The sequence below is a fragment of the Micromonospora chalcea genome (assembly GCF_002926165.1).
Classification (GTDB): Bacteria; Actinomycetota; Actinomycetes; order Mycobacteriales; family Micromonosporaceae; genus Micromonospora; species Micromonospora chalcea.
In genome coordinates this window covers 115,038-136,686 of sequence record NZ_MAGP01000001.1, presented here as the reverse complement: position 1 = coordinate 136,686, position 21,649 = coordinate 115,038, and the positions used below count along the sequence as shown (strand labels likewise).

Here is a 21,649-nt window from a genome sequence, read left to right as displayed (position 1 = left end):
CCGGTGGTGGGTAGCCGGCGCGGTGCGCGGATGTCGACTCGCTGACAAGGGTCCGAACCCGCTCCCAGAAGGGCAGCCGGCGGCGCCAGCAACGCGACCTTCGCGGTCCGGCCATCCCGGCAGGCGCGGCGGTGCTGTTCCTATCGGGTACGGGCTTGCGGGATACGCCGCCCTTTGGGCGTGGTGTGCGGAAATCTTCATGCAGAGGCAACGGCAAGGGAGGCAGCGTGCTGGTCGCGGACCGCAGACTGGTGGGCCTGCTGCTGCTGACCGCGGTGTCTCCGACGGTCGAGGCCGTCGTCTTGGTCTCGCTGGGTTTCGTCGCGGCGCGGGGCCTCGCGCCGCAGGCGGCGGCGGTGTGGCCGTACGACACCTACCACGACCTGCGGTGGCTGTATGTCTATCACGACTCGTGGCCGTCGTTCGTGTTCTGGCTCAGTTTGCTGGTGGTGGCCCGAGGGCTCTTCCACACGCTGCTGGTGATGTTGGCATGGCCGGCTGAGGTGCCTCGGCCACCGGCGCGGTGGCTGTTGAAACGGAATGTCGGGCTCGCCGCGTTGGTGGCGGTCTTCGTCGCCCCGTGGGCCTTGATCTCGGTGGCCGCGTCGGTGGTGGCGCTGTCCTGGGTCCTGCTGGCCTCCCTGGTGCCGTTGTTCCTGCTGGCGCCATTCCTGCAACGGGCAGCCGTGGTGGGGCCGTGGTGGCGAGGCCTGCCGTCGATCTCGCTGGTGGGATGGTCGATGCTCAACTTCGTGGTGCTGACCGTGGCCGGCGCGTTGTGCTGGAGTCTGCCGGGCTGGTGGTCGGTGCCGGTGGCCGCCGTGGCCGGGGTGGTCAACGGGCTGCTGTGGAACCGGACGGTCCGTACCGCGCTGATCAATCCATCGACACGGTGGGTGAGGGTGCCGGCGACTCCCGTCGCGGCGGTTCTCGCCCTTGCGGTGCCGTTGCTCATCCCGCCGATGGTGGATGCCGTGCCGGACAAGAGCCTGCGGGCCGAGGCGGTGGTCCTCGACCACCCGCTGCCGCCCGACGTGCCGCAGGCAGTCATCGTCCTCGCAGGTTACGGGTCGTCGTACGGGGGCGAGCAACCTCTCGACAATCGTGTCGAGAGGTTCTCCTACCGGGGGTTGAGCCGGGACGGCACACCCCTGCCCTACCGGCCGCACGACACCACGATCTCGGTGGCGGACAGCGTGGGACTCCTCGACGCACAGGTGCGACGACTACACCAGCGCACCGGCCGGCCGATCGCCCTGATCGGGGAAAGCGAAGGCGCGATCGTCGCCCGAACCTACCTTCAGCAGCGAGCGCACCCCGCCGTCGACACGCTGGCCATGTTCAGTCCCCTGATCAACGCGGGTCGCGCCTACTACCCGCCCCCGCGCGAGAACCACGGCTGGGGCGTGGCGACGGGATCGCAGCTTCGAATCGTGTTCGGCGTGATGCGTCTGTTCGGTGGCCCGCATGCCGGGCCCGACGAACCGTTCATCCGCTCCCTGGTCGACGACGCGCCGTTCTACCGTAACCAACTCATGTGTCCGGTGCCCGGGATCCGGATGGTCGCCTTCATTCCCACCACCACGGCCGCAGAGGCGCCACCCGGCGACTACAGCGGGATCCCCGTCTTCCAGATGCCCGGCGTACACGGGGGTCTTCTCAACCGCAGCCTGGTCGAAGACCGGCTCCTGACCTTCCTCTCCGGCGAACCGATCCAGCAGGAACGCGAGGAGTACCCACTCCTGCAACGTCTCGGCGCCGCCTGGCAGGCCCCGCCCCTGCCCATCGCGGCCAACCCGGCCTGGTCCGCGTTCCGGCAACCCGATCCCGCCTTCACGGGGAAGGTGTGTCGGCCAACCGACTGATCCGTCCTCGTTGGTCGCCGGCCCACCGCGGAGCCGGCCGCTCGCCTTGCCAAGGCGTGCGGGTACCGTCGCCCGGACGCTCTCAAGCCACAGCGCGAGATCGATTGATGATCAGTAAGCGGGCGGCAGCCAGTGCCAGTCCGAGCACCAGCACCGTGCGGATCGGGTGATAGGTGAGGAAGAACAGGTGGAGCCCGACGAAGATCACCACCGCGGCCAGAGCCAGGGACGTCGACCAACGGCGGCGGAGCGGTCCGAGGGCTCCGGCCAGCGCCGTGAACACCCCGACGGCCAGATGCAGCCAAGCCCAGCCGGTAAGGTCGTGCTCGTGCACGGCACCGTCAGCAACCGAGACGTAGCGGGTGCCGCTCAGGTCGGCCGCACCAGCTACCGCGTCGAAGATCCCGGCCAGGCCCAGCAGGACAGCCGCCAGCCGTAGGCCCCTGTCGCTTGCGTTCCCGTCGGCCACCACACCCTCCGTAGGAACTCGCCCCTGCTGGCGGAGCGTCGATGTGGCGGGCAGACACCCATTCGGGCCCTTGCTGCGCCTGCCCCGCCCTCCGATCTTTGCCGAAACGAGCCGATCCCAGACACCGAAGCGGGAGCGTCACCGCTGCGGGTGACCTCCGGCGGGCCGAGAACGGTCGGTGCGTGACCACATGCACCGGCCGTGCAGGCGTGCAGGGCGACCCGTGCACCCGAACAACCAGCTCGTCAGCGAGCTGCCGATCAGGAATCCGCAGTCCGGTACCTGCCGCAACAGGCACCACGTGTACGAGCGCGGGCACGGCATCAAGCGGATGAGCCACCCGGCGGTCGGACCGAGCATGCTGACGAGGCGCCATGCCGGGCACCCCGGACCAGACGCTGTTCCTCTGCGCCACCGACCCCGGCGTCCCGGCCCACGGCAACCTCCGTCTGCTGGGTCCCCTGACCGCCCAGGCCAAGCGGACGCCTCGTAGGGCCCAACGGGCAGCCCGCTCCCCGAGGCACAGCCACCGCCCCCGCACCTCGCCTACGGGGGCGACGGCCATGGCAGGGGCGTCACAAGCAGAGCGCCCAACGCATGGTCTGCCTCGCGGCAGCCCGGCATGAGGCACGTCCTGGGACATACGCCGGTCATCACGGGTGACGGCCTCGTCGTTACCGAAGGCTTCACGCGGTGGCGCCTCGTGAATGTGATGATCGGAGCCAGGGTCCGGCTGACTGGTGCCCCGCTATGTTCGTCGACTCGGTGCGCCGAGTCGACGCCGGCGGTGGCCCGCCAGGCTGACGGCCACGACGGCGAGGCCGGCGATGACTGCCGCGGCGAGGATGTCGCCTGGGTAGTGCACGCCGACCCAGACGCGGGCGACCCCGACGACAAGCGCCGCTCCGGCCAGTACCACGCCCCACCGGCGGCTCAGGAAGGCGTAAGCGCCGAACGCCAGCGCGAACGCGGCGGTGGCGTGGTCGCTGGGCAGCGAAACTCCCGCACCGTGAGGGATCAGCTGGTGCACGTGATGACTCTGGAACGGGCGCTGCTGACTGTTCGAATGCGCCAGGACGGTGGCTGCGGCAAAGGCGAGGACCAGGGCGGCGCCGAGCTCGACGACCGGGCGTGTTCGTCGGCGGCGCAGTGTCACCACGGCAAGCAATGCGGTGACTGCGAAGATCAGATACAGCAGCCTGGTCGCGGCGAACTCCATGACGTCGTCGATACCGTCGATGCGTCCGGCGTGATCGTTGATGAGTTCGAACAGGCGGTAGTTCACCATGTCATCCTGCCGACTCGGTGGCGGGACCTCGGGGAGATCGGGTTATCCGCGGCGTTCCGGCCGGCGAAGCAGCCCGTCGGCGACCAGTTCGATGGTCACCGCGACGGCGACCGCCTCGACGGGTGTGCCGACGCCGAGCAGCACGCCCACGAAGGCACCGGGAAGGGTGACGGTCACCGTCGGCGGTGTTCGACCGATCCCGCCGAGCAGGCGGAAGCAGCGAGCCACACGCCGCCGCCGACCGTGACGGCCGCCAGGACAAGGCCGACGATACGGATGGGCTCGTCGGAGAGTGTTTCCCGGAAGACGGTGATGGCGACGAGAACGCTGACGACGGGGTCGGTGAGCGTGAGAGCTGTCAGGGGTGCGGCGAGGCGACCGTGCTGGAAGGCGGCCTGATTCAGGATCAGCCCGATGGCGACGGCCACTATCAGCGCCGCGGATCGCCAGCTGACCACGGCGGACAGCAGGGAGCCCGGGGAGCCGCCGGCGAGGTCCTTGACCAGCGCCGCCGCGAAGCTGTACGCGACGCCGCTGGCCACGCCCAGCGCCCGGCCCCGCGCGGCGCCATGGCGGCGGCGCGCGGCCAGGACGCAGGCCGTAATGGCCGCCACCGCGCAGCTCATGGCGACCGTCCAGGCCGTCGGCGCAGGGCGGGTCACGCCGGCGCGGACGTCGGCGAGAAGCAGGAACGCGGTCAGGCCCACCACCCCCACCGCAACCGCGAGCAGGTCCCGGCGCGCGACGCGCTGGCCGGCGATGACGGCCTCGATCAGCACTGCCATGAACAGCCCGCTGGCCATGATGGGTTGCACGACCGCGAGCGCGCCGGAACGCAACGCGAGCACCTGGAAGACGACTCCGGCCGTGTCCGGGATCCAGCCGGAAAGCCACAGGCGGTTGCGGAACAGCCGCAGCAACAGCCGCGGGTCGAGCGCTGCGAAGCGCGGCTGCTGGGCCGCGGCGCGCTGATGCAGCGCGGCGGACAGCGCGAAGCTGAAGGCCCCGGCCAGCGCGTAAAAGATCATGGCTGGGTGCAGGAGCGGTCCGCGGGTGAGCGCCGGGACGTCACCGCGGGTTCCCATCCACTCCGGCCCCGGACCGTAGGGTCGCGGACACGATCGCGGCCATGTCGTCGGCGCTGGTGAACGCCGGCAGGGCGGAAGCCGCTGTGCGGGTCAACTCCTGGCACAGGTCGGCGGGGTTTCGGACGTAGGTGGTCAGGCCTGCGCCGGCGAGCACCTGCGCATTGGCTCGGCCGTGGCCGGGAAGCGGGCGATAGGTGATGGTGGGCAGACCCGCGGCCAGTGCCTGCTGGCAGGTGAGGCCACCAGCGTTCTCCACGATCAGGTCCACCGCCTGCATGAGGGTGGGCATGTCGTCGACCCAGCCCATGACGTGCCCGGGAAAGCCGGCCAGGCGCCGGCGCAGGCTGTCGTTTCGTCCGCATACCACCACCGGTGTGACACAGCCGGCGGCCAGCACCTCCCTGGCGGTACGGGCCACGTCGCCGGCACCCCAGGACCCGGCGACGATGAGCGCTAGTCTTCCCTTTTCGGGCAGCGTGAACTGGGCGCGGGCGGCGCGTCTGGTGGCATCCGTCGGTGGCCGGTAGCGGGCGGGTACAAGCGGGTCGACGAGTCGGACGTCCGGTGCGCCACGAACAGCGGCTTGCTGCTGGGTGGCCTCGTGGATCACGCAGTAGGTGTCGACGCCGGTCGCCATCCAGGTCGGGTGGATGACGAAGTCGGTGACATAGGTGACGACCGGTGTGCTCAGCCTCCCGCTGTGGCGCAGCGGGCCGAGGACCTGGTTGGCGAACGGGAACGTCGACACGACCAGGCGGGTGTCCGGCGGCATTTGCATCAGCATCCGCCGGCGGGCCGACCGTAAGGCGGACCTGATCATAGCCACCAGCGGTGGCGAACGGTCGGTGATCGTGAACAAGGCGTCGTAGCTGAGCGGGCACCAGCGCAACAGCGACCGGTAACCTTCGCGGATCATCCCGTGCAGGGGCTTGGGCAGGGACGTGAAGAAGTTGAGGTGGTGCACCTCGACGCCGTCGAGGGCGAGCCGGGCAGCCAGTTCAGCGGCGGCAGCGTCGTGGCCCGCGCCGATGTCGGCCGACACCACGACGATCCCTCCGCCGCCACACCGGCGATCCGGTGCAGGCCACGTTCCGGGAGGGATCCGGGCATGAGGATGCTCCCGCCACCCGTTGTTCACGGGCGCGGGTACCCGCTGTCACCGTCGTCACACCTGACCACCGACGCGGCCTGGGCGACTCCCCCCGTGGTCGTCCAGGCCGCGCCCCGAACCTGACCTCACCACCTACGGCGCACGGCCACGGATCCTCCCGACGAGGAGCCTGACAGCGTCCTGGTACTCCGGTTGCGTGTGATACGGCCAGTGGCGTTCCACCGCGGGCGGAACGGTGTCCGTCGGCTCCACGGTGACACCGCGGGGATCGCGCAGCCGCACGTCGACAGTTGCGGCCTCCCGAGGTACGCCAGGCGTGAGGTCGGGATGGTCGAAGATCGGCGCGCCGATCGGGTCGGTATCACGCCACAGGTTGCGCCACCGCCAGTCGATCCGCTCACCGAGCTCGCACAGCACCCGTTCGCCGAGGTAGGCCGGGTAGAGGCGGGCATAGATCCGGTACAGGGGGCTGCCGTGGGTCAGCAACGCGATCCGTGGCAGAGTCTCGGATGGCAGGTGCAGGACGGTGGCGGCGGCCAGTACCGAGCCGTGGCTGTGCCCGGAGATCACCACGGGCCCATGCGCGGCCAGTGCGCAGACCCGCCGCGTCAGTTCGGGCACGGCCCGCGCCGCGTAGCAGGGCGGTGCGAACGGGTGCACCGTCCGGGGCCAGAACGTGCCCAGATCCCACAACACGCCGACGAGCCGGCGGGTCTCCGGCGACCGGTACGCGCGGTAGGCCAGGATCAGCAGTCCGACGACGATGAGGCTGATGATCCAGATACCGATGTCGGTGACATATGCGGTGAGCACGGCGAGCACGTCGTGGCGCCGATTGAGGCGGGCGGCGAGTTGTGTGGGGCCGATCCCGACGAGGTCGAGCGCCACGGTGGCGAGCCCGAGTGAGGAGACCACGAAGAACGCGACCAGGGTCGGCCCGAGTTCCTCGGTGACGAAGGAGCGGGCGACCGTGTCGCGGACCGCGGCCAGCCGCGGCGCCGCCGAAGCGGGCGCGTCGGGGTAGTCCCGCTCGACCACGCGTCGCGCGTACGCCCGACGACGGCGCCGGGCGGCGGGCAGGGTGAGGGCAATCGCCGCGGTGACGACAAGCAACGCGGCCAGCCCGGCGAGCGCGGCCCACCAGTACGCCACCGGTGGTTCCAGTGGGCCCAGCGCAGGTGGGCTGGGCCGGATCGGGTCGGGGATGCGGCCCCGGTCGAGATGGTCGGCGGTGCGGAACACCAACGTGGTGGTGTAGGCGGAGGTGACCGTGACCGACATCGCCGCCACCAGCGGCGTGCCGAGTCCGCGCAGCAGCGCGCGCGAGCCGGCCGGCCGGGTGCGCTGCCGCGCCAGCGTCACCGCGGCGATCAGGACCAGCAGCAGTCCCTGCGCGGTGACCAAGCCGGCGGCCGCGCCCTCGTAGCCGGGCATCTGCCCGACCACCACCGGCACCTCCCGTCGGGACACGGCGTATCCGAGACTCGACACGGTGGCCACCGCGACGAGGATCCACAGCAGGCGTCGCAGCGGGCCGGCCCACCTCACGCTCACTGTCACCAGCAGCAGCGCCGCGCAGAACAGCACGAGTCCGCCGGTGAGGCCGAGCAGCGCGACGGCTACGCCGTTCCACCGATCGTGTGACACCGCGACGACCAGGCTGACGTAAACAGTGCCGGCGCCCAGCCCGACATGGATCTGACGCAGCCACGACGTCATCCGCTCGTCGTGCCAGATCCCCGGTGCGGCTAGGCTCCCGGTCGACTCCAGCAGCCGCTCGTGTGGCGGGGTGGCCTCGAAGCCTTCGAAGGCACGCGCCGAGCGCGCGCCGACGGCCCAGAACACCCGCAACGCCAGCAGCGGCACCAATGCCAGCACCGCCAGGCGCGGGCCCATCGGCAACGCCGCCAGCCAGGACAGGTACGGCCGCCCCTGCCGGCACTCCACGTACGGCACGCACTGCCAGCCGGGCAGGTTCATGCTCACCCCGACCAGCGCGAGCGTGAACGCCACGGTCAGCGACCCGGCGAGCAGGCGACACAACCCGCCGAGCAGGCCGAACCGGTCCGCCAGGGTGGGGCGCAGCCAGACCGCGAGGTTGCCCAGCATGAACGGCAACAGCAGCAGCATGGACGCCGTCCGCACCACGATCGGATGATCGACGATGGTCTCCGCCGACGCGCCGGAGACCCCGTGAACACGCAGCTCGACAGCCTCGTCACCGGGCGCGCTCACCAGGACAGCGTCACAGAAGCTGCCACGGTGCCGCTGCCGAACACCGAACACCGAGAGCGGGGATTGAGCCGCGCCCGGGATGCGTTCACCGGAGTGGGTGATGGTCGACCTCATCCGGTCGGATCAGCCGTCAGCGCCCCACCTTCACGCAAGCGCAGGCGATCGGACGGGCCGTCGTTCACTGCCCGACAGGGCGGTAGCGGAGGTGTACGACGCCGTTTCGGAATCGGCGCTCGTCGAGGAGTTCGAGGTCGACGCGCATGCCGGTCGGCAGGCCCGGCTTACCCCCGCCGACGACCACGGGCCAGACGAACAGCTGGCACTCGTCGACCAGCCCGGCCTCAAGAGCCTGCGCCGCGAGGTTTGCACCTCCAACGGTGAGATCGCTGCCGGCCGTGGCCTTCAGTTCGCGTACCGCGGCGGGGTCGAAGCGGCGTTCGAGCCGGGTGTCGGCGGTCGACACCGCGGCGAGGGTCGTGGAGTACACGACCTTTCCCGCTGCCTGCCAGGCGCTTGCGAAGTCGGCCATGAGGTCGGACTGCGCGGCCAGAGCGGCGTCGGTTTCCCAGACGGCCATCGCCTCGTACAGCCGCCGTCCGTAGAGGAACGTGCCCACGGACCGCAGGAGATCGGTGTAGACGACGAACACCTCGTCGTCCATCGGCAACCAGGCGAACGCGCCGCGTTCGTCCTCCATGTAGCCGTCGAGCGACACGTTGTTCACATAGATCAGCTTGGCCATGCCTTACCTCTCGATGGTCAACCGCAACAGCCTGGACGCACGGGCGCATCACCCAGCAGCCTCGTGGGCTGCCCCGCTCATTGACTACGAACACCCCTGCCCAGATCCGACACCTCCGGCCGACACCAACAGCGAACGGTGCACGCCCACCGCCGCGTGTGCCGGCCGGGGCGACCGCCGGGCGGCTGCGTACGCTGGTGGCGGAGGCGCTGAGGGAACCGTCGGCCCGGCAGACGATCAGGTGATCGTCGCCCCCGCCGGCGGCCCGCGTACGACTCAGGACCTGACGGCGGAAGCCGGACTGTCGGCGGGACCGCCGCGCGGCTGACCAGGAGACCGGAGGAGCGCCCAGGCGCCACGCACCGCGCGGACTCCGGCGACGTCCCGCCGGACAGGCCGCGGGAACCCGCGCCGTACGCACGGGTTCCCGCGGCCTGTCCCGGGTCCGCCGGGACTCGCCCTACCCCGCCCGCTGCGGGCCGACGACGGTCCAGCAGAGGCCCGCGGGGTCGCGCAACGTGACCTGGTGCGACGGGGCAGCCGGCGGCTCGACATGGGCGCCCGCGGCCACCGCCCGCCGCAGCACCGACTCGGGGTCCGTCCGCTCGATGGTCAACACCTCGTCACGGTCTGCGGCCACCGACGGGTCGCCCGCCTCCCACCACTCGCTCACGATCAGGCGATGACCGCCGACGGCCAGTTCCGCGTGCACGACATGCCCGTCGAGCAGGCACTCCCGTTGGATGGCCACGGCGTCGAAGACGTCCGTGTAGAAGGCGATCGCCTCGCTCGTGTCGCTGACCGTCAGGTGCGGTCCCGTCCGCTGGTCCTGTGCCCGCATGAGACTGCTGCGTCCCTTCGCTACTCGGCGATCCGGGTCCGGCCGGTCCAGCGGAAGACCACCGGCTCGACCGTCGCGGCGGCGGCGCCCCGCTCGAAGTGCTCGTACCCGCCGTAGTACAGGATCTTGATCTTCTTCTCGGCCCTGGACACCCGCCGGCTGCGCAGATCGGCCGGCAGGCCGGCCGGGCCGCCCTCCAGGACGACATCGATGACGCCGGCGGCGTCCCGGGCGACCGGATCAGCTTGCGAAACGTCCTTCATGGCACGACCTCCGTCGCATTCCGCACACCCCACGAGCCGCCGCAGGGGCGACGCGGTTCGGTCCACACAGGTCCAACGACACCCGTTGCCGGGTGAACGGACGCTCCGCGGTCGAACGTCCTTGTCCGGTGAGCGGCCACCCGTTCAGCTCCGAACGTAGTGCAGATCACATTTCGTGAGCACCCTTAGCGCACCCCTAGAAACGGCCCTGGGCAGCGACGATGCCGGCGGACCAGCCCGGTCGGGAGGCGGGCTCACTCCCAGCGGAAGAACCGCGTCGCCCCCAGGGCGGCGACGGCGGCCGTGACGGCCAGGGCGATCAGCTGCGGCAGCTCGGGGTCGGCCCCCGCCCACGCCGCGCCGATGGTGTCGACGGTCGCGCCGAGCGGCGAGTAGTCCGCCACGGCCGCCAGGGCACCCGGCATCCGGTCGCGGGGCAGCCAGGCGCCGGCCAGGAAGAGCAGCGGGAAGAACAGCGCGGGGCCGATCGACTGTGCCGCCCGGGCCGACGGCGCCAGCGCCGCGATCAGCAGGCCGACGGCGAACAGGCACGCGACCCCGAGGAGGAAGGCCAGTACGAACCCGGGCAGGTTGGCCGGCGCCGGCTGGTCCAGCAGGAACCGCACGGCGATCGAGGTGACCACCGCACCGAGCACGCCCATCACGAGGTTGACCACGACCTGGGCGACCAGCAGCAGCGCGGGCTGCACCGGGGTGGTCGCCAGACGGCGCAGGATCCGGCGTTCCCGGTAGATGCCCAGCGCCATCGGCAGGGTGAAGAGCGCGAGCATGCCGATGGTGAGAGCCAGCGCGAGCGACGGCAGGAACGTCTGCTCGGCGTGCTGGCCGGTGTCGGCGGCGGTACCGGCACGCTGCGGCAGGCCGAAGACGAGCATCAGGCCGATCGGCAGGGCGAAGACGAAGAACAACGACACGGGCTCCCGGAGGAACAGCTTCGTCTCGACGGCGATCAGCTTGGACAGGGCGCTCACGACGACCTCCCGTCGGTCGGGGACTGCGCGGCGGCCCGGCCGCCGCGGCCGGTCAGGGCGACGAAGGCGTCGTCGAGGGTGGGCTGCTCGACCCGCAGGTCCGTGTAGGTCGTCCCGCGCCCGTTGAGCACTGCCAGGACCGACTGGAGCACGTCCTTCGTGCCGGTCACCGTCACCTCCGCCCCGTAGCGGCTGACCCCGGTCACGTCGGGCGCGGCGAGCAGCAGGGCGTCCTCGACCGGCTCCGCCGGGCGGAAGTGCACCCGGTGCTCGCTGCCGACCCGGGCGAGCAGGCCAGCGGGGCTGTCGATGGCCACCATCCGCCCCTTGTCGATGATCGCGATCCGGTCACAGAGTCGTTGCGCCTCCTCCATGAAGTGGGTGACCAGCACGACGGTGACGCCGCGGTCGCGAATCCGCTCGACGAGATCCCAGGTGTCCCGGCGGCCCTGCGGGTCGAGGCCCGTGGTCAGCTCGTCGAGGATGGCGATCTCCGGCCTGCCCACCAGCGCCAGGGCCACCGACAGCCGCTGCTTCTGCCCGCCGGAGAGCTTCTGGAAGTAGGTGTTGCGCTGCTCGGCCAGGCCGAGGTCGGTCAGCAGCTCGTCGATGTCGGCCCGGTTGCGGTAGAAGGACCGGTACAGGTCCAGCGCCTCCCGCACCCGCACCTTGTCCGGCAGCTGGCTCTCCTGGAGCTGGGCGCCGACGCGCTGGCGCACCTCGGTGCGGTCGCGCACCGGGTCCAGCCCGAACACCCGGACGGTCCCGCCGTCGGGACGGCGCAACCCCTGCACGCATTCCACAGTGGTCGTCTTGCCGGCGCCGTTCGGGCCGAGGACGCCGAAGATCTCGCCCTGCTCGACGGTGAAGGAAACGTCGTCGACCGCGACCTTCTCGCCGTACCGCTTCTGCAGATGATCGACCTCGATGACCGGCATCCGGGATGGTCCTCCTTCATGTGCGGTTTGCCGCCGGGAAGGGCGGACCACTCGGCTGATCGCGGCGTCGGTCCGCGGCAACGGGCCGGAGCCGGGCCGACCGACGCCCGACATCATCCGCGCAACCGATGCCCCGATCAACTGATCAGGTGACGAATCGGGGGTGTCGAGGCGGGAAACCATCCTCCACAGGGGTACCGCCCGGCGACAGGGGTGTCGCCCGGTCACGCCAGGTGTCCGGGCGTCCCGTCCGGGCGGGCGGCGGCTCCGGGCGGCTTCCCGCCCACGGATCCGGTGTGGCTCGTCACCGCCGTGCCGGGCAGAGCGGCAGCAGCTCGTCGAGCCGGGTCAGAACGACGTCCGGGCCGGCCGCGCGCAGCGTCTCCTCGTCGGACTCGCCCCACAGCGCGGCCACCGCCGCCACCCCGGCCGCCCGCGCGCTGGCCAGGTCGCTGGGCGCGTCGCCGACCATCAGCGCCTCCTCCGGCCGGGCCCCGAGCAGGTGCAGCGCCCGCCGTACGATATCGGGCGCGGGCTTCGGGCGGGGCACCTCGTCCGAGCCCACCACGTGGTCGACGAGCGGCAACAGGTCGAGCCGGCCGAGCAGGTCCCGGGCGCGTACACCGCTGCGGCCGGTGGCCACGGCGAGCCCGATCCCCCGCCGACGCAGGGTGCGCAGCAGCTCCGCCGCGCCGACGACCGGGCTGACCCGGTGTGCAAGGCGGTTGCTCTGCCGCACGAACGGCTCGGCGAGCGCCGCCGGCAGACCCATCAGCTCCAGCACCTCCGGCAGGTACCGGCCCGGGTGGCGGCAGTACTCGTCGACCGGGGCCAGGCCGTCGCCGACCACCTCGGCGTAGGCGAGGGCGAACGCCTCTCTGGCCACGGCGAGGCTGTCGACCAGCACCCCGTCGAGGTCGAACACCACCGCCCGGACACCGTCGGGTGCCGCCGTCGCCCTCGCGACCATCGATGTCACCTCCCCGCCCGCACGACCGCCACGGCCGGTAGGGGTGGCAGGCCGCGGAGACCCCCGACTACGGTCAGGACCGTTCTCCCGGCCCACCGGCGGCGCACTCGCCCGCCCGGATCCGGCGGTACCCCACGACCCTACCGGCGTCGCGGCCCCCGGCAGGGCTCGGACCGGGCCGCTGAGAGGATCGCACCATGCCGCTGCTGGGCTGGCTGACGAAGACAACCGACGGGCACCCGGACGCGATCCGGGTCGGCGGCCGGGCGGCGTCCTGGGTGGAGCTTCGCCGCCTTGCCACGGCGGTGGCCGACGAGCTGCGCGGCGTCGACCGGGTGGCGATCGAGGCCACCGCCACCCTGGAGACCGTGGTCGGCGTGGTGGGCGCGCTGACGGCCGGGGTTGCGGTCGTGCCGATCCCGCCGGACGCCGGGCCGATGGAGCGCGATCACATCCTGCGCGACTCGGACGCGACGGCGCTGCTGGCCCCGGCCGGCGCGGAACGCACCGTCGGTGACGCCGGCCGGCCCGTCGTACCCGTCGACCTGACCCGCCGGTCGGACACCGTCCACCCCGAGCCGGATCCGGCCTGCACCGCGGTGATCCTCTACACCAGCGGCACCACCGGCGCCCCGAAGGGCGCCGTGATCTCCCGCCGCGCGATCGCCGCCTGCCTCGACGGGCTGGCCGACGCCTGGGCATGGACGCCGGACGACCTGCTGGTGCACGGCCTGCCGCTGTTCCACGTGCACGGGCTGGTGCTCGGCGTGCTCGGACCACTGCGGCTGGGCGGCCGGCTGCACCACGTGGGCCGCCCCCGCCCCGACCGGTACGCCGCCGCCAACGGCACGATGTACTTCGGGGTGCCGACGGTGTGGTCCCGAATCGCCGCCGACCCGGACGCGGCCCGGGCGCTACGTCCGGCGCGGCTGCTGGTCTCGGGCAGCGCGGCGCTGCCGGCGGCGGTCTTCGCCGACCTCGCCACCCTCACCGGTCACCGGGTCGTCGAGCGGTACGGGATGACCGAGACCCTGATCACTGTGAGCGCCCGGACGGACGGCCCACGCCGGCCCGGCACCGTCGGGCTGGCGCTGCCCGGGGTCCGTACGCGGCTGGTCGGCGACGACGGCACCCCGCTCCCGGCCGACGGGGCGACGATGGGCGAGCTTCAGGTCACCGGCCCCACGCTGTTCGACGGCTACCTCAACCGTCCGGACGCCGACGCGGCGAGCCGTACCCCGGACGGTTGGTTCCGCACCGGGGACGTCGCCACCGTCGACCCGGACGGCTGGCACCGGATCGTCGGCCGGGCGTCGACCGACCTGATCAAGAGCGGCGGCTACCGGATCGGCGCCGGGGAGGTGGAGGACGCCCTGCTGACTCACCCGGGGGTCCGTGAGGCAGCCGTGGTGGGCACACCGCACCCCGACCTCGGTCAGCAGGTCACCGCGTACGTGGTGGGCGACGGGGTGGGCGAGGCCGAGCTGATCGACTTCGTGGCCCGGCACCTTTCGGCGCACAAGCGACCACGCGAGGTGCGCCTGGTCGACGCCCTGCCCCGCAACGCCCTGGGCAAGGTGCAGAAGACGCGGCTCAGCGCCGACGGTTAGGACGCGACCGCCGGGATGCTGATCGCGGTGACCACCAGTCCCCGCTCGACCAGGAACCTGCCCGCGAACGCCCGCACCTCGGCCCCGCCGAGCACCGGACCGGGCACCAGCAGCCGGGCCTCGAACGTGCCGGCCGGGTCGAACACGATGTCCGCCTCGGAGAAGTCCAGCCACTGGCCGGTGAGCGGGAACCACGCCTTGTACACCGCCTCCTTGGCGCTGAACAACAGGCGGTCCCAGCAGACGGCGGGGCGGACCGCGCCCAGCGTGACGGTGCGCGACCGTTCGGCCGGCAGGGCGATCGCTCCGAGCACCCCGTCGGGCAGCGGGGCGTGCGGCTCGGCGTCCACCCCGAGGCTGGCGAACGCCGCCGTACGGCCGACGACCGCCGCCCGGTAGCCATCGCAGTGCGTCATACTGCCGACCACGCCGTCGGGCCAGAGCGGGGCACCGCGTGCGCCGGAGACGATCGGCGCCGGGGCGAGGCCCAGCTCGCCGAGAGCCAGCCGGGCGCAGTGCCGCACGGTGGTGAACTCCCGGCGTCGTTTCTCCACCGACCGTGCCACCAGCGCCTCCTCCTCGGGGAACAGGGTCACGCCGGCGGGATCGGTGAAGGACTCGGACACCGCCACGGTGGAGGGCAGGATCTGCTCGATCACGTTGGCCGATGGTAGGCGCTGCGGCACCCCTCGCCGCGGCGGGCCTCGGCGACAGGTGCACCATAGGGGTCGGGTACGGGTGCCGGCCTGCACGGGACAGGTGCCACTCTGAGCGCCGTCCCGGTCCTGCGGGCGGGGCACCTGGATTTGGGGCGGATGGACGCGGGAATGGCGATGCTCACTGGCAAAGTGGTGCGGTTCGACGAGGTGCGGGGCTACGGATTCATCGCCCCGGACGACGGCAGCGACGACGTGTTCGTGCACGCGAACATGCTCGACGGCGACAAGTGGGCGCTGACGCCCGGCGTCCCGGTCGAGTACGACGCGGTGGAGACCGAGCGCGGGCCCAAGGCCGTGCTGGTGCGGGTGTCCGGCGTCACGGTCGGCGGCGGGCGCAGCAGGGACAGCGGGCAGGCCGCGGGCGGCGCGGAGGACGACGAGGGCCTGTGCGACGTCCTCTCCGAGCGGGCCTTCTCCGCGGAGACCACCGAGGCGCTGGTGACCTCCGTGTCGGACCTGACCGGAGCGCAGATCGTGGCGGTACGTGCGAGGATGCTGGAGCTGGCCCGGCGGCACGGCTGGGTGGAGGGCTGACCGTGGCGGGGGCGGGTCACCGCTGCCCCCTGTCCGGCCGGCTCAGCCGCCGGCGATCAGCAGGGACTTCCTGATCCGCCCGAAGGCGCTGCGCGGCAACTCGTCGACGAAGTGCACCCGCCGGGGGCGCTGGCCTGCCGAGAGGTACCGGCCGACGTGGTCGATGAGCACCTGCGCGGTCACCCCCTCGGCGACGACGTAGGCGGTGACCTGCTCGCCGAACGCGTGGTGCGGCGTGCCGACGACGGCGGCGTCGCGCACGCCGGGGTGGCTCAGCAACGCCTCCTCGATCTGCCCGGCGGGCATCCGCCGGCCCCGGCTGTGCACCACGTCGAGCCCGCGTCGCCCGATGATCCGGTACGTGCCGTCGGGGGCCACGCTGGCCAGGTCCCCGGTGGCGTGCCAGCGACCGGCGGCGAGGCTCCGCCCGCCGACGTACCCGCTGAACAGCATCGGCCCGCAGACGCTCAGCTCGCCCGCCGACTGGCCGTCGGCCGGCACCGGCCGGTCCTCGCGGTCCAGCACGCGCGTCTCGACGCCGGGCAGGGGGGTGCCGACAGCGCCCGGCACCGTACGGTCGCCGGGGCGCCCGGTCAGCGCGACGAGCGTCTCGGTGGTGCCGTAGGCCTGCACCGGCCGGTGCGAGGTGAGCAGTCGGAGCCGTTCGGCCACGGCGCGGGCCAGCGGGCCGTCCGCGGAAACGAGGATCCGCGCCGCGGACAGCGGCCGGGCCCGGTGGCCGTCCAGCGCTATCTTCGCCCACTGGTCGGGCGACGCCAGGTGCACGGAGCCGACCGGCCCGGTGCCGGCGTGGTCGAGGTGGACGAAACGGCTGCCGGCCCGCAGCCGGCCGAGCAGGCCGACGACCAGACCGTACGCCCGGAACAGCGGGGTGCCCTGGACGACCACGTCCTCCTCGCTCCAGTGCCACGCACGGGCCAGAAGGTCGAGGTCGGCGGCGATGGCGCGGCGCGAGATGCGCACCCCTCGTGGCGGCCCTGATGCGCCACCTGTGTAGAGGATGACGGCGTCGCTGCCCGGGGCGGGCTCGGGATGCCGCGTCGAGGCGTGTTCTCGCAGGTCGACCGGGATCGTGGACAGGCCGTCGGCCCCGGACGGGGCACGGCCGAGGATCACCGTCGCTCCGGACTGCCGCAGGATACGGCGGCGTTCGCGTTCGTCGGCGCCGGGAGGCAGCGGTACGAGCGGCGCCCCGGCGAGGAGGGCGCCGAGCATTCCGACCACCGCTTCCAGCGTCGGTGTGCCGTCGACCGCGACCGCGGTCGCGCCCCTGATCCGATCAGCGACGGCGGTGACGCAGCCCAGCAGGGCCTCGCTGGAGAGGGCTTCTCCGGCCACCGTGACCGCGTCGGCCCGATCCGCACCGAATCCACGCAGCACCGGCAGCAGCGTCATCTCCGCTATCCCCTGCGCGGGGCCGCAACGAGTCGCGGCGGCAGCTGGGACATCACGACGGCCACAGAACCCTTCAGGTCTCGGGCCTGCACGGCCCCATGTCCGGCTATCCAGACGGTGGAGACCGGGTGCCCCGAAATTAGGGCCGGGCTATCGTCGGGCACAACCCCTAGCCGCCGAGTCCGAATCCCCCTGTCCGGGCCTACTGGCCAGCTAGGACCGAATCCCGGCCGTCCTGACACAACGGCCGACCCGAGCGCTCACTCCGGCTCGGCGAACAATGCAGAGGCCGCATTTGTCCTCAGCGAGCGAAAATCGACCGTAAAACGTCCTCCTCGATGCCCGACAGCTCGCCGTCACGGCTTTATCGCATTGACGTGTGCCGCATGAGATCAGCCTTCGGGCCGGATGGGACCGCAGGCCTCCGCAACCAACGGGACACTCGGATTCATAATTCTTTTTCATACATAATCGCAGAATCTCCCAAACGTCCGAATCGTGGCCCGCCGACGCACACCAAGCCTCGACCGCCGGCAGGGCCGGACAGGCATCGATCGCAGTTCCGGCATCAATGCCTTACATCGCAACAATCGAGCGCCTCCGGCAATTGCCGGAGCCCCGACCGGACCCCACGGCCCCGCCCCGGGGGCGGACGACACCTCCACAGCAGCTTCCGGCACCACGCCCGCCCGCGCCGGGATCGGCACGGGCGGGGTCACGAACGCCGAGTTCAACGACGATGACGCCCAGCTCGACGCCTCCGCACGCCGCGACCGCGGCAGCTTCGAACCTTGCGGCGAGAGCGACCGGTAACGCCCGGACGTCGGATTAGCACGGAAGAGCCCATTCGCCAATCAGCAGGCGGGCCGAATAAGCGGAACCATCGGCTCAGGAGAGCGCTCTGTCACGGTACGGGACCAGCCGGCGACTTTCCGTCGCCACCCCCGGTCGGGTCACCCGAGACAAGTAACCCATGTTTGCCCATCCTTTACACAACTCGGCTTGCCGCCCAATTGCCCAACTGCCATACTCCCACCATCAAGCAGGTCGATAGGAAGTGTCGACCCCGAGAGAGCTGGGGAATTATCGCCGACGCACACGGGAACACGGCTCGCAGCAGCCAACCGGTCAAGTCGGTCGATGGCGCACCGGCAAGGCTCGACACCAGTCGATCCTTGCCGATAATGGAATGGGTCAAGAATTGCCGGTCTCCAATTTGGTCGAGCTGTCGGGCCGCACCGGGCACCCGGCCCTCCCCCGGAGGGGGCGGTGATGGAGCTGACCGAGCGTTCGAGCCAGCTCGGCCTGCTGGAGCGCCGACTCGCAGACCTGCTCCGCGGCGGCACCTCGCCGACCGACCGGCCGGTGACCGTGCTGACCGGCCCGGTCGGCTCCGGCAAGACCGCGCTCTCACAGGCCTTCGCCCGGCGCGCCTGCGACGCCGGAGCACGGGTCATCGGCGCGAGCGCCTCCCGCGCGGAGCGCAGCGTACCGCTGGAGGTCGTCCGGCAGCTCGTCCGCGCGGTGCCGTCGTGCGCCGCGGACGCCCCCGACATCCGGGCCCGCCTCGCCCGACTGCTGGACGCGGGTGCCCTCGCATGGAGCGACGCCGATCCGGCGGACGCGGAGAACGCCCGGCTCACCGCCGCCATCGGGCGCGCCCTGCTCGAACTGACCTCGCGGGGGCCGCTGGTCATCGTGGTGGACGACATCCACCACGCGGACGTGCCGTCGCTGCGCTGTCTCGATTACGTGGCCCGGCGGCTCTCCGGCCTATCCGTGCTGATGGTCCTGACGGAGGCGCCACGCACCCGGCCGTGGCAGGCGGACGTGCACGCCGAGATGCTGCAACCGGCGAAGCTGCACCGCATCCGCCTGCCGCTGCTCACCGCCGAGGGGACGTTCCAGCTGCTCGCCCAGCGGCTCGACATCCCGCTCGCCCGCAGCATCGCCGAGGAGAGCCACCGGATCAGCGGCGGGAATCCGCTCCTGGTGCACGCGCTCGCCGATGACCAGGCAGCCGCGCCACGGTCCGCCGGCGCCCCGGCGGTCGGCGAGTCGTTCCGGGAGGCCGTGCTGAGCTGCCTGTACCGCTGCGACCGCCTGGTGCTCAACGCCGCCCGGGTGCTCGCCGTGACCGGCGAGCCGCTGCACGGCAGCCTGCTGCCGCATCTCGTCGACGCCCGGTTGCACCCCGCGCTGGGCGCTGTCGACAAGTCGACCAGCGCGGGGCTGATCGACGAACAGGGGTTGCGCCATCCGGCGGTGACCCAGGCCGTGATCGACGGGATGACCGCCGAGGAACGCGTACGGCTGCATCTGGGAGCAGCCCGCCTGCTGCACGACGACGGCGCGCCCCCGGCCCGGATCGCGCCGCACCTGGTGGACATCGGCGAGCTGGCCGAACCCTGGATGGCGCAGACCCTGCTGGACGCCGGCGAGCAGGCGCTGCTCGACGGCGAGGTGGAGACCGCCCTGCGGTACCTGCGCCGGGCGCACCGCAGTGGCGTCGGCGAGTGTCTGCGGGCGCGGATCCGCTCCGCGCTGGCGCGCGCCGAGTGGCGACTCGACCCGCAGGCCACGATCCCCCACCTGGTCAGCGTCGCCACCGCCATCCGGGCCGGGCACCTCGGCAGCCAACAGGCCGCCGGTCCCATCCAGTACCTCCTCTGGCACGGTGAGATCGACAAGGCCGTCGACCTGGTCAGGCACCTCAGCGAGCGGTCGGATCCCGCAGATCCGCAGTCCGTGGCCGAGCTGCTCATCATCACCGGCTGGATCTCGACGCTCTATCCCGGGGTCATGGTCGACCGGCCCGCGCCCGCCGTGGCCGCGCGGGATCCGCTCACGCTGGCCCGGGTAAAGCACGGGCTCAGCGGAGTCATCCTGCTGTCCGGCGTGCTGGCCCGGGGTGACGCGGGCGTGGTCGAGAAGGCCGAGCGGACACTGTCGACCACCGGGCCGGACGACGAACCGCACATGTGGAGGGTCATCTGCGCCCTCATCGCCATGATCTACGCCGACCAGCTCGACCTGGCCGACGACTGGTGCGACCGGCTGGACCGCCACCTCGCCACCCCGCACCACCCCACCCCCTCGGCCACGCTCACCGCCCTGCGGGCCGCCGTCGCCGGCCGGCTCGGCGACCTCCCCCGCGCCGGCAAGCTGGCCGACGAGGCACTGGGGCAGCTCTCGCCGAAAGGCTGGGGGGTGGTGATCGGGATACCTCTCGCCGTCCGGATACGGGCCCTGACCTATATGGACCAGCTCGACACGGCGGCCGCCTGCCTTCAGGTGCCGGTGCCGCCGGCGATCTTCGAGACCCCGCTCGGGCTGCACTACCTGCACGCCCGCGGGACGCACGCCCTCGCCGCGGGAAGCCCCGAGGCCGCGCTGGCCGACTTCCAGCTCTGCGGGCAGCTGATGCAGCGGTGGCAGCTGGACTTCTCGGGCCTGGTGCCGTGGCGCACCGAGTCGGCTCGGGCACTGCTCCGGATGGGCCGCCGTCTGCAGGCGCGCAAGCTGGTGCGCGACGAGTTGGCCCGGCTGCGGCCCGTCCATGTCCGGTACCGGGCCGCGGCCCTGCGGGTTCTGGCCGCGACCGAGGAGGGACAGGAACGGATCCCGCACCTGCGCAGCGCCGTACGGCTGCTGCGGCAGTGCGGCGACCGGATGGAACTGGCGCACAACCTTGCCGACCTCGGTCACGCCTACGAGCAGGCCGGCGACCGGCGGCAGGCCCGCGCCGCGACCCGGTCGGCCCGGGCTCTCGCGGAGGAGTGCGGCATCCCGACGTTGTGGCCCAGCGCCCTGTCCACCAGCGACGGCGCCACCGGCAGCCGGGCGGATGCGGCGGTCCTGGTCCAGGGCCTGACGGACACCGAATCCAGGATGGCCACCCTGGCCGCCCAGGGTCACACCAATCGTGAGATCGCCGAGAAGCTCTTCCTGACGGTCAGCGCGATCGAACAGCGGATGACGCGCATCTACCGGAAGCTGGACGTCAACTCGCGCGGCGAACTCGCCGGACGGCTGCGGTTCGACCGCTCCGGCACGACGGTGCTGGATCCGCTGACGCGGGGCACGGACCCCCCGGGCGGCCGTCCGTCCGGCCCTCGGCCGCGCTGATCCCGGTCGGGCTTCCGCACGGAACAGCCGACGGGCGTCACGCGACCGTCACCCTCGCCGACCGTCGCGAAGAGTTCGCTCACCACCACTGTGGGTATCATCGGCGTGCGCCGGGAGTCGCGGTGTGGCACCATCGAGCCGTACGCCCCGGCACCAGCCGCTCACCGGCGTGTCGCCTCCCCCGGGCCGATCGGCTCCAACACCCATCACCCCGAACCGCGCAACCCCTAAATGCCTTCCGGGGCCCGCAGGTTTGGATGCGAAACGATGGGGTCTCACGCCCGTTGTCGCACCATCATGCCGGTGCCAGACTCGCCTCGACACGCGGACCGTACGGCGAGAAGACCGGTCCGACGAAGGATTTCAGGTCCACCCGGCGTGGCCGCCCGGCGCGCTCCACCCCTACCCGTCGAGACGCGGGCGGAGGGGCGGCTGTCTCC

General features: G+C 72.0%; 18 protein-coding genes. 4 read left to right on the top strand and 14 right to left on the bottom strand.

Annotated elements, in window-relative coordinates; all coding sequences use genetic code 11:
* Nucleotides 1-227: 227 nt before the first annotated feature.
* Nucleotides 228-1,865: a lipase family protein gene (locus BAW75_RS00155; protein WP_244205972.1), complete on the top strand. Its 1,638-nt coding sequence runs from the start codon at nucleotides 228-230 to the stop codon at nucleotides 1,863-1,865.
* 82 nt (nucleotides 1,866-1,947) lie between these two features.
* Here BAW75_RS00155 and BAW75_RS00150 read toward each other — a convergent pair whose 3' ends face one another.
* The 12 genes from BAW75_RS00150 to BAW75_RS00095 all read right to left on the bottom strand — a co-directional run bounded on the left by BAW75_RS00150 (nucleotide 1,948) and on the right by BAW75_RS00095 (nucleotide 12,802).
* The gene (locus BAW75_RS00150; protein ID WP_146074779.1) at nucleotides 1,948-2,334 is read right to left on the bottom strand and encodes a DUF7144 family membrane protein; all 387 of its coding nucleotides are present in this window, start codon (nucleotides 2,332-2,334) and stop codon (nucleotides 1,948-1,950) included.
* A 748-nt stretch (nucleotides 2,335-3,082) separates the two neighbouring features.
* Nucleotides 3,083-3,619: a phosphatase PAP2 family protein gene (locus tag BAW75_RS00145; RefSeq protein ID WP_167435504.1), complete on the bottom strand. Its 537-nt coding sequence runs from the start codon at nucleotides 3,617-3,619 to the stop codon at nucleotides 3,083-3,085.
* A gap of 45 nt (nucleotides 3,620-3,664) precedes the next feature.
* Nucleotides 3,665-3,799: a hypothetical protein gene (locus tag BAW75_RS33180; RefSeq protein WP_255361247.1), complete on the bottom strand. Its 135-nt coding sequence runs from the start codon at nucleotides 3,797-3,799 to the stop codon at nucleotides 3,665-3,667.
* Nucleotides 3,796-4,650, bottom strand: a complete 855-nt coding sequence (locus BAW75_RS00135; RefSeq protein ID WP_146074778.1) for a DMT family transporter — start codon at nucleotides 4,648-4,650, stop codon at nucleotides 3,796-3,798. The genes BAW75_RS33180 and BAW75_RS00135 overlap by 4 nt, the downstream gene beginning before the upstream one ends.
* Before the next feature lie 40 nt (nucleotides 4,651-4,690).
* Nucleotides 4,691-5,812 carry an MGDG synthase family glycosyltransferase gene (locus BAW75_RS00130; RefSeq protein WP_420914971.1) on the bottom strand — a complete coding sequence of 374 codons (1,122 nt, stop codon included), beginning with the start codon at nucleotides 5,810-5,812 and terminating at the stop codon, nucleotides 4,691-4,693.
* Nucleotides 5,813-5,953: 141 nt separating this feature from the next.
* The gene (locus BAW75_RS00125) at nucleotides 5,954-8,056 is read right to left on the bottom strand and encodes a hypothetical protein (RefSeq protein ID WP_244205971.1); all 2,103 of its coding nucleotides are present in this window, start codon (nucleotides 8,054-8,056) and stop codon (nucleotides 5,954-5,956) included.
* Between the two features lie 178 nt (nucleotides 8,057-8,234).
* The gene (locus BAW75_RS00120) at nucleotides 8,235-8,798 is read right to left on the bottom strand and encodes a dihydrofolate reductase family protein (RefSeq protein WP_064445438.1); all 564 of its coding nucleotides are present in this window, start codon (nucleotides 8,796-8,798) and stop codon (nucleotides 8,235-8,237) included.
* Nucleotides 8,799-9,258: 460 nt separating this feature from the next.
* The gene (locus BAW75_RS00115; RefSeq protein ID WP_104112199.1) at nucleotides 9,259-9,639 is read right to left on the bottom strand and encodes a VOC family protein; all 381 of its coding nucleotides are present in this window, start codon (nucleotides 9,637-9,639) and stop codon (nucleotides 9,259-9,261) included.
* A 20-nt stretch (nucleotides 9,640-9,659) separates the two neighbouring features.
* Nucleotides 9,660-9,902, bottom strand: a complete 243-nt coding sequence (locus BAW75_RS00110) for a DUF5988 family protein (RefSeq protein WP_104112198.1) — start codon at nucleotides 9,900-9,902, stop codon at nucleotides 9,660-9,662.
* A gap of 254 nt (nucleotides 9,903-10,156) precedes the next feature.
* Nucleotides 10,157-10,894 (bottom strand): ABC transporter permease, encoded by a 738-nt coding sequence (locus BAW75_RS00105; RefSeq protein WP_043322827.1) that lies wholly within the window; start codon nucleotides 10,892-10,894, stop codon nucleotides 10,157-10,159.
* The gene (locus BAW75_RS00100; RefSeq protein ID WP_043322824.1) at nucleotides 10,891-11,832 is read right to left on the bottom strand and encodes an ABC transporter ATP-binding protein; all 942 of its coding nucleotides are present in this window, start codon (nucleotides 11,830-11,832) and stop codon (nucleotides 10,891-10,893) included. Before BAW75_RS00100 ends, BAW75_RS00105 begins: the two co-directional genes overlap by 4 nt.
* Before the next feature lie 304 nt (nucleotides 11,833-12,136).
* Complete coding sequence (locus BAW75_RS00095) at nucleotides 12,137-12,802, bottom strand: HAD-IA family hydrolase (protein ID WP_104112197.1); 666 nt, start codon at nucleotides 12,800-12,802, stop codon at nucleotides 12,137-12,139.
* A gap of 197 nt (nucleotides 12,803-12,999) precedes the next feature.
* Here BAW75_RS00095 and BAW75_RS00090 point away from each other — a divergent pair, with 197 nt between their 5' ends.
* A complete protein-coding gene (locus BAW75_RS00090) occupies nucleotides 13,000-14,412 on the top strand; it encodes an acyl-CoA synthetase (protein ID WP_104112196.1) in 1,413 nt (470 codons plus the stop codon).
* On the opposite strand, the gene BAW75_RS00085 is transcribed toward BAW75_RS00090, so the two are convergent.
* Nucleotides 14,409-15,071: a 4'-phosphopantetheinyl transferase family protein gene (locus BAW75_RS00085; RefSeq protein ID WP_043322816.1), complete on the bottom strand. Its 663-nt coding sequence runs from the start codon at nucleotides 15,069-15,071 to the stop codon at nucleotides 14,409-14,411. The genes BAW75_RS00090 and BAW75_RS00085 overlap by 4 nt on opposite strands.
* Before the next feature lie 156 nt (nucleotides 15,072-15,227).
* Between BAW75_RS00085 and BAW75_RS00080 the strand changes: the two genes are divergently transcribed.
* Nucleotides 15,228-15,665, top strand: coding sequence for a cold-shock protein (locus tag BAW75_RS00080; RefSeq protein ID WP_104112195.1), 438 nt, complete (start codon nucleotides 15,228-15,230; stop codon nucleotides 15,663-15,665).
* 42 nt (nucleotides 15,666-15,707) lie between these two features.
* Here the strand turns inward: BAW75_RS00080 and BAW75_RS00075 are convergent, their stop codons facing one another.
* Nucleotides 15,708-17,081, bottom strand: coding sequence for an AMP-binding protein (locus BAW75_RS00075; RefSeq protein WP_104112194.1), 1,374 nt, complete (start codon nucleotides 17,079-17,081; stop codon nucleotides 15,708-15,710).
* A 1,272-nt stretch (nucleotides 17,082-18,353) separates the two neighbouring features.
* Here BAW75_RS00075 and BAW75_RS00070 point away from each other — a divergent pair.
* On the top strand, nucleotides 18,354-21,209 hold the full coding sequence (locus BAW75_RS00070; RefSeq protein WP_104112193.1) for a helix-turn-helix transcriptional regulator: 2,856 nt from the start codon (nucleotides 18,354-18,356) through the stop codon (nucleotides 21,207-21,209).
* The last annotated feature ends 440 nt before the right edge of the window (nucleotides 21,210-21,649 follow it).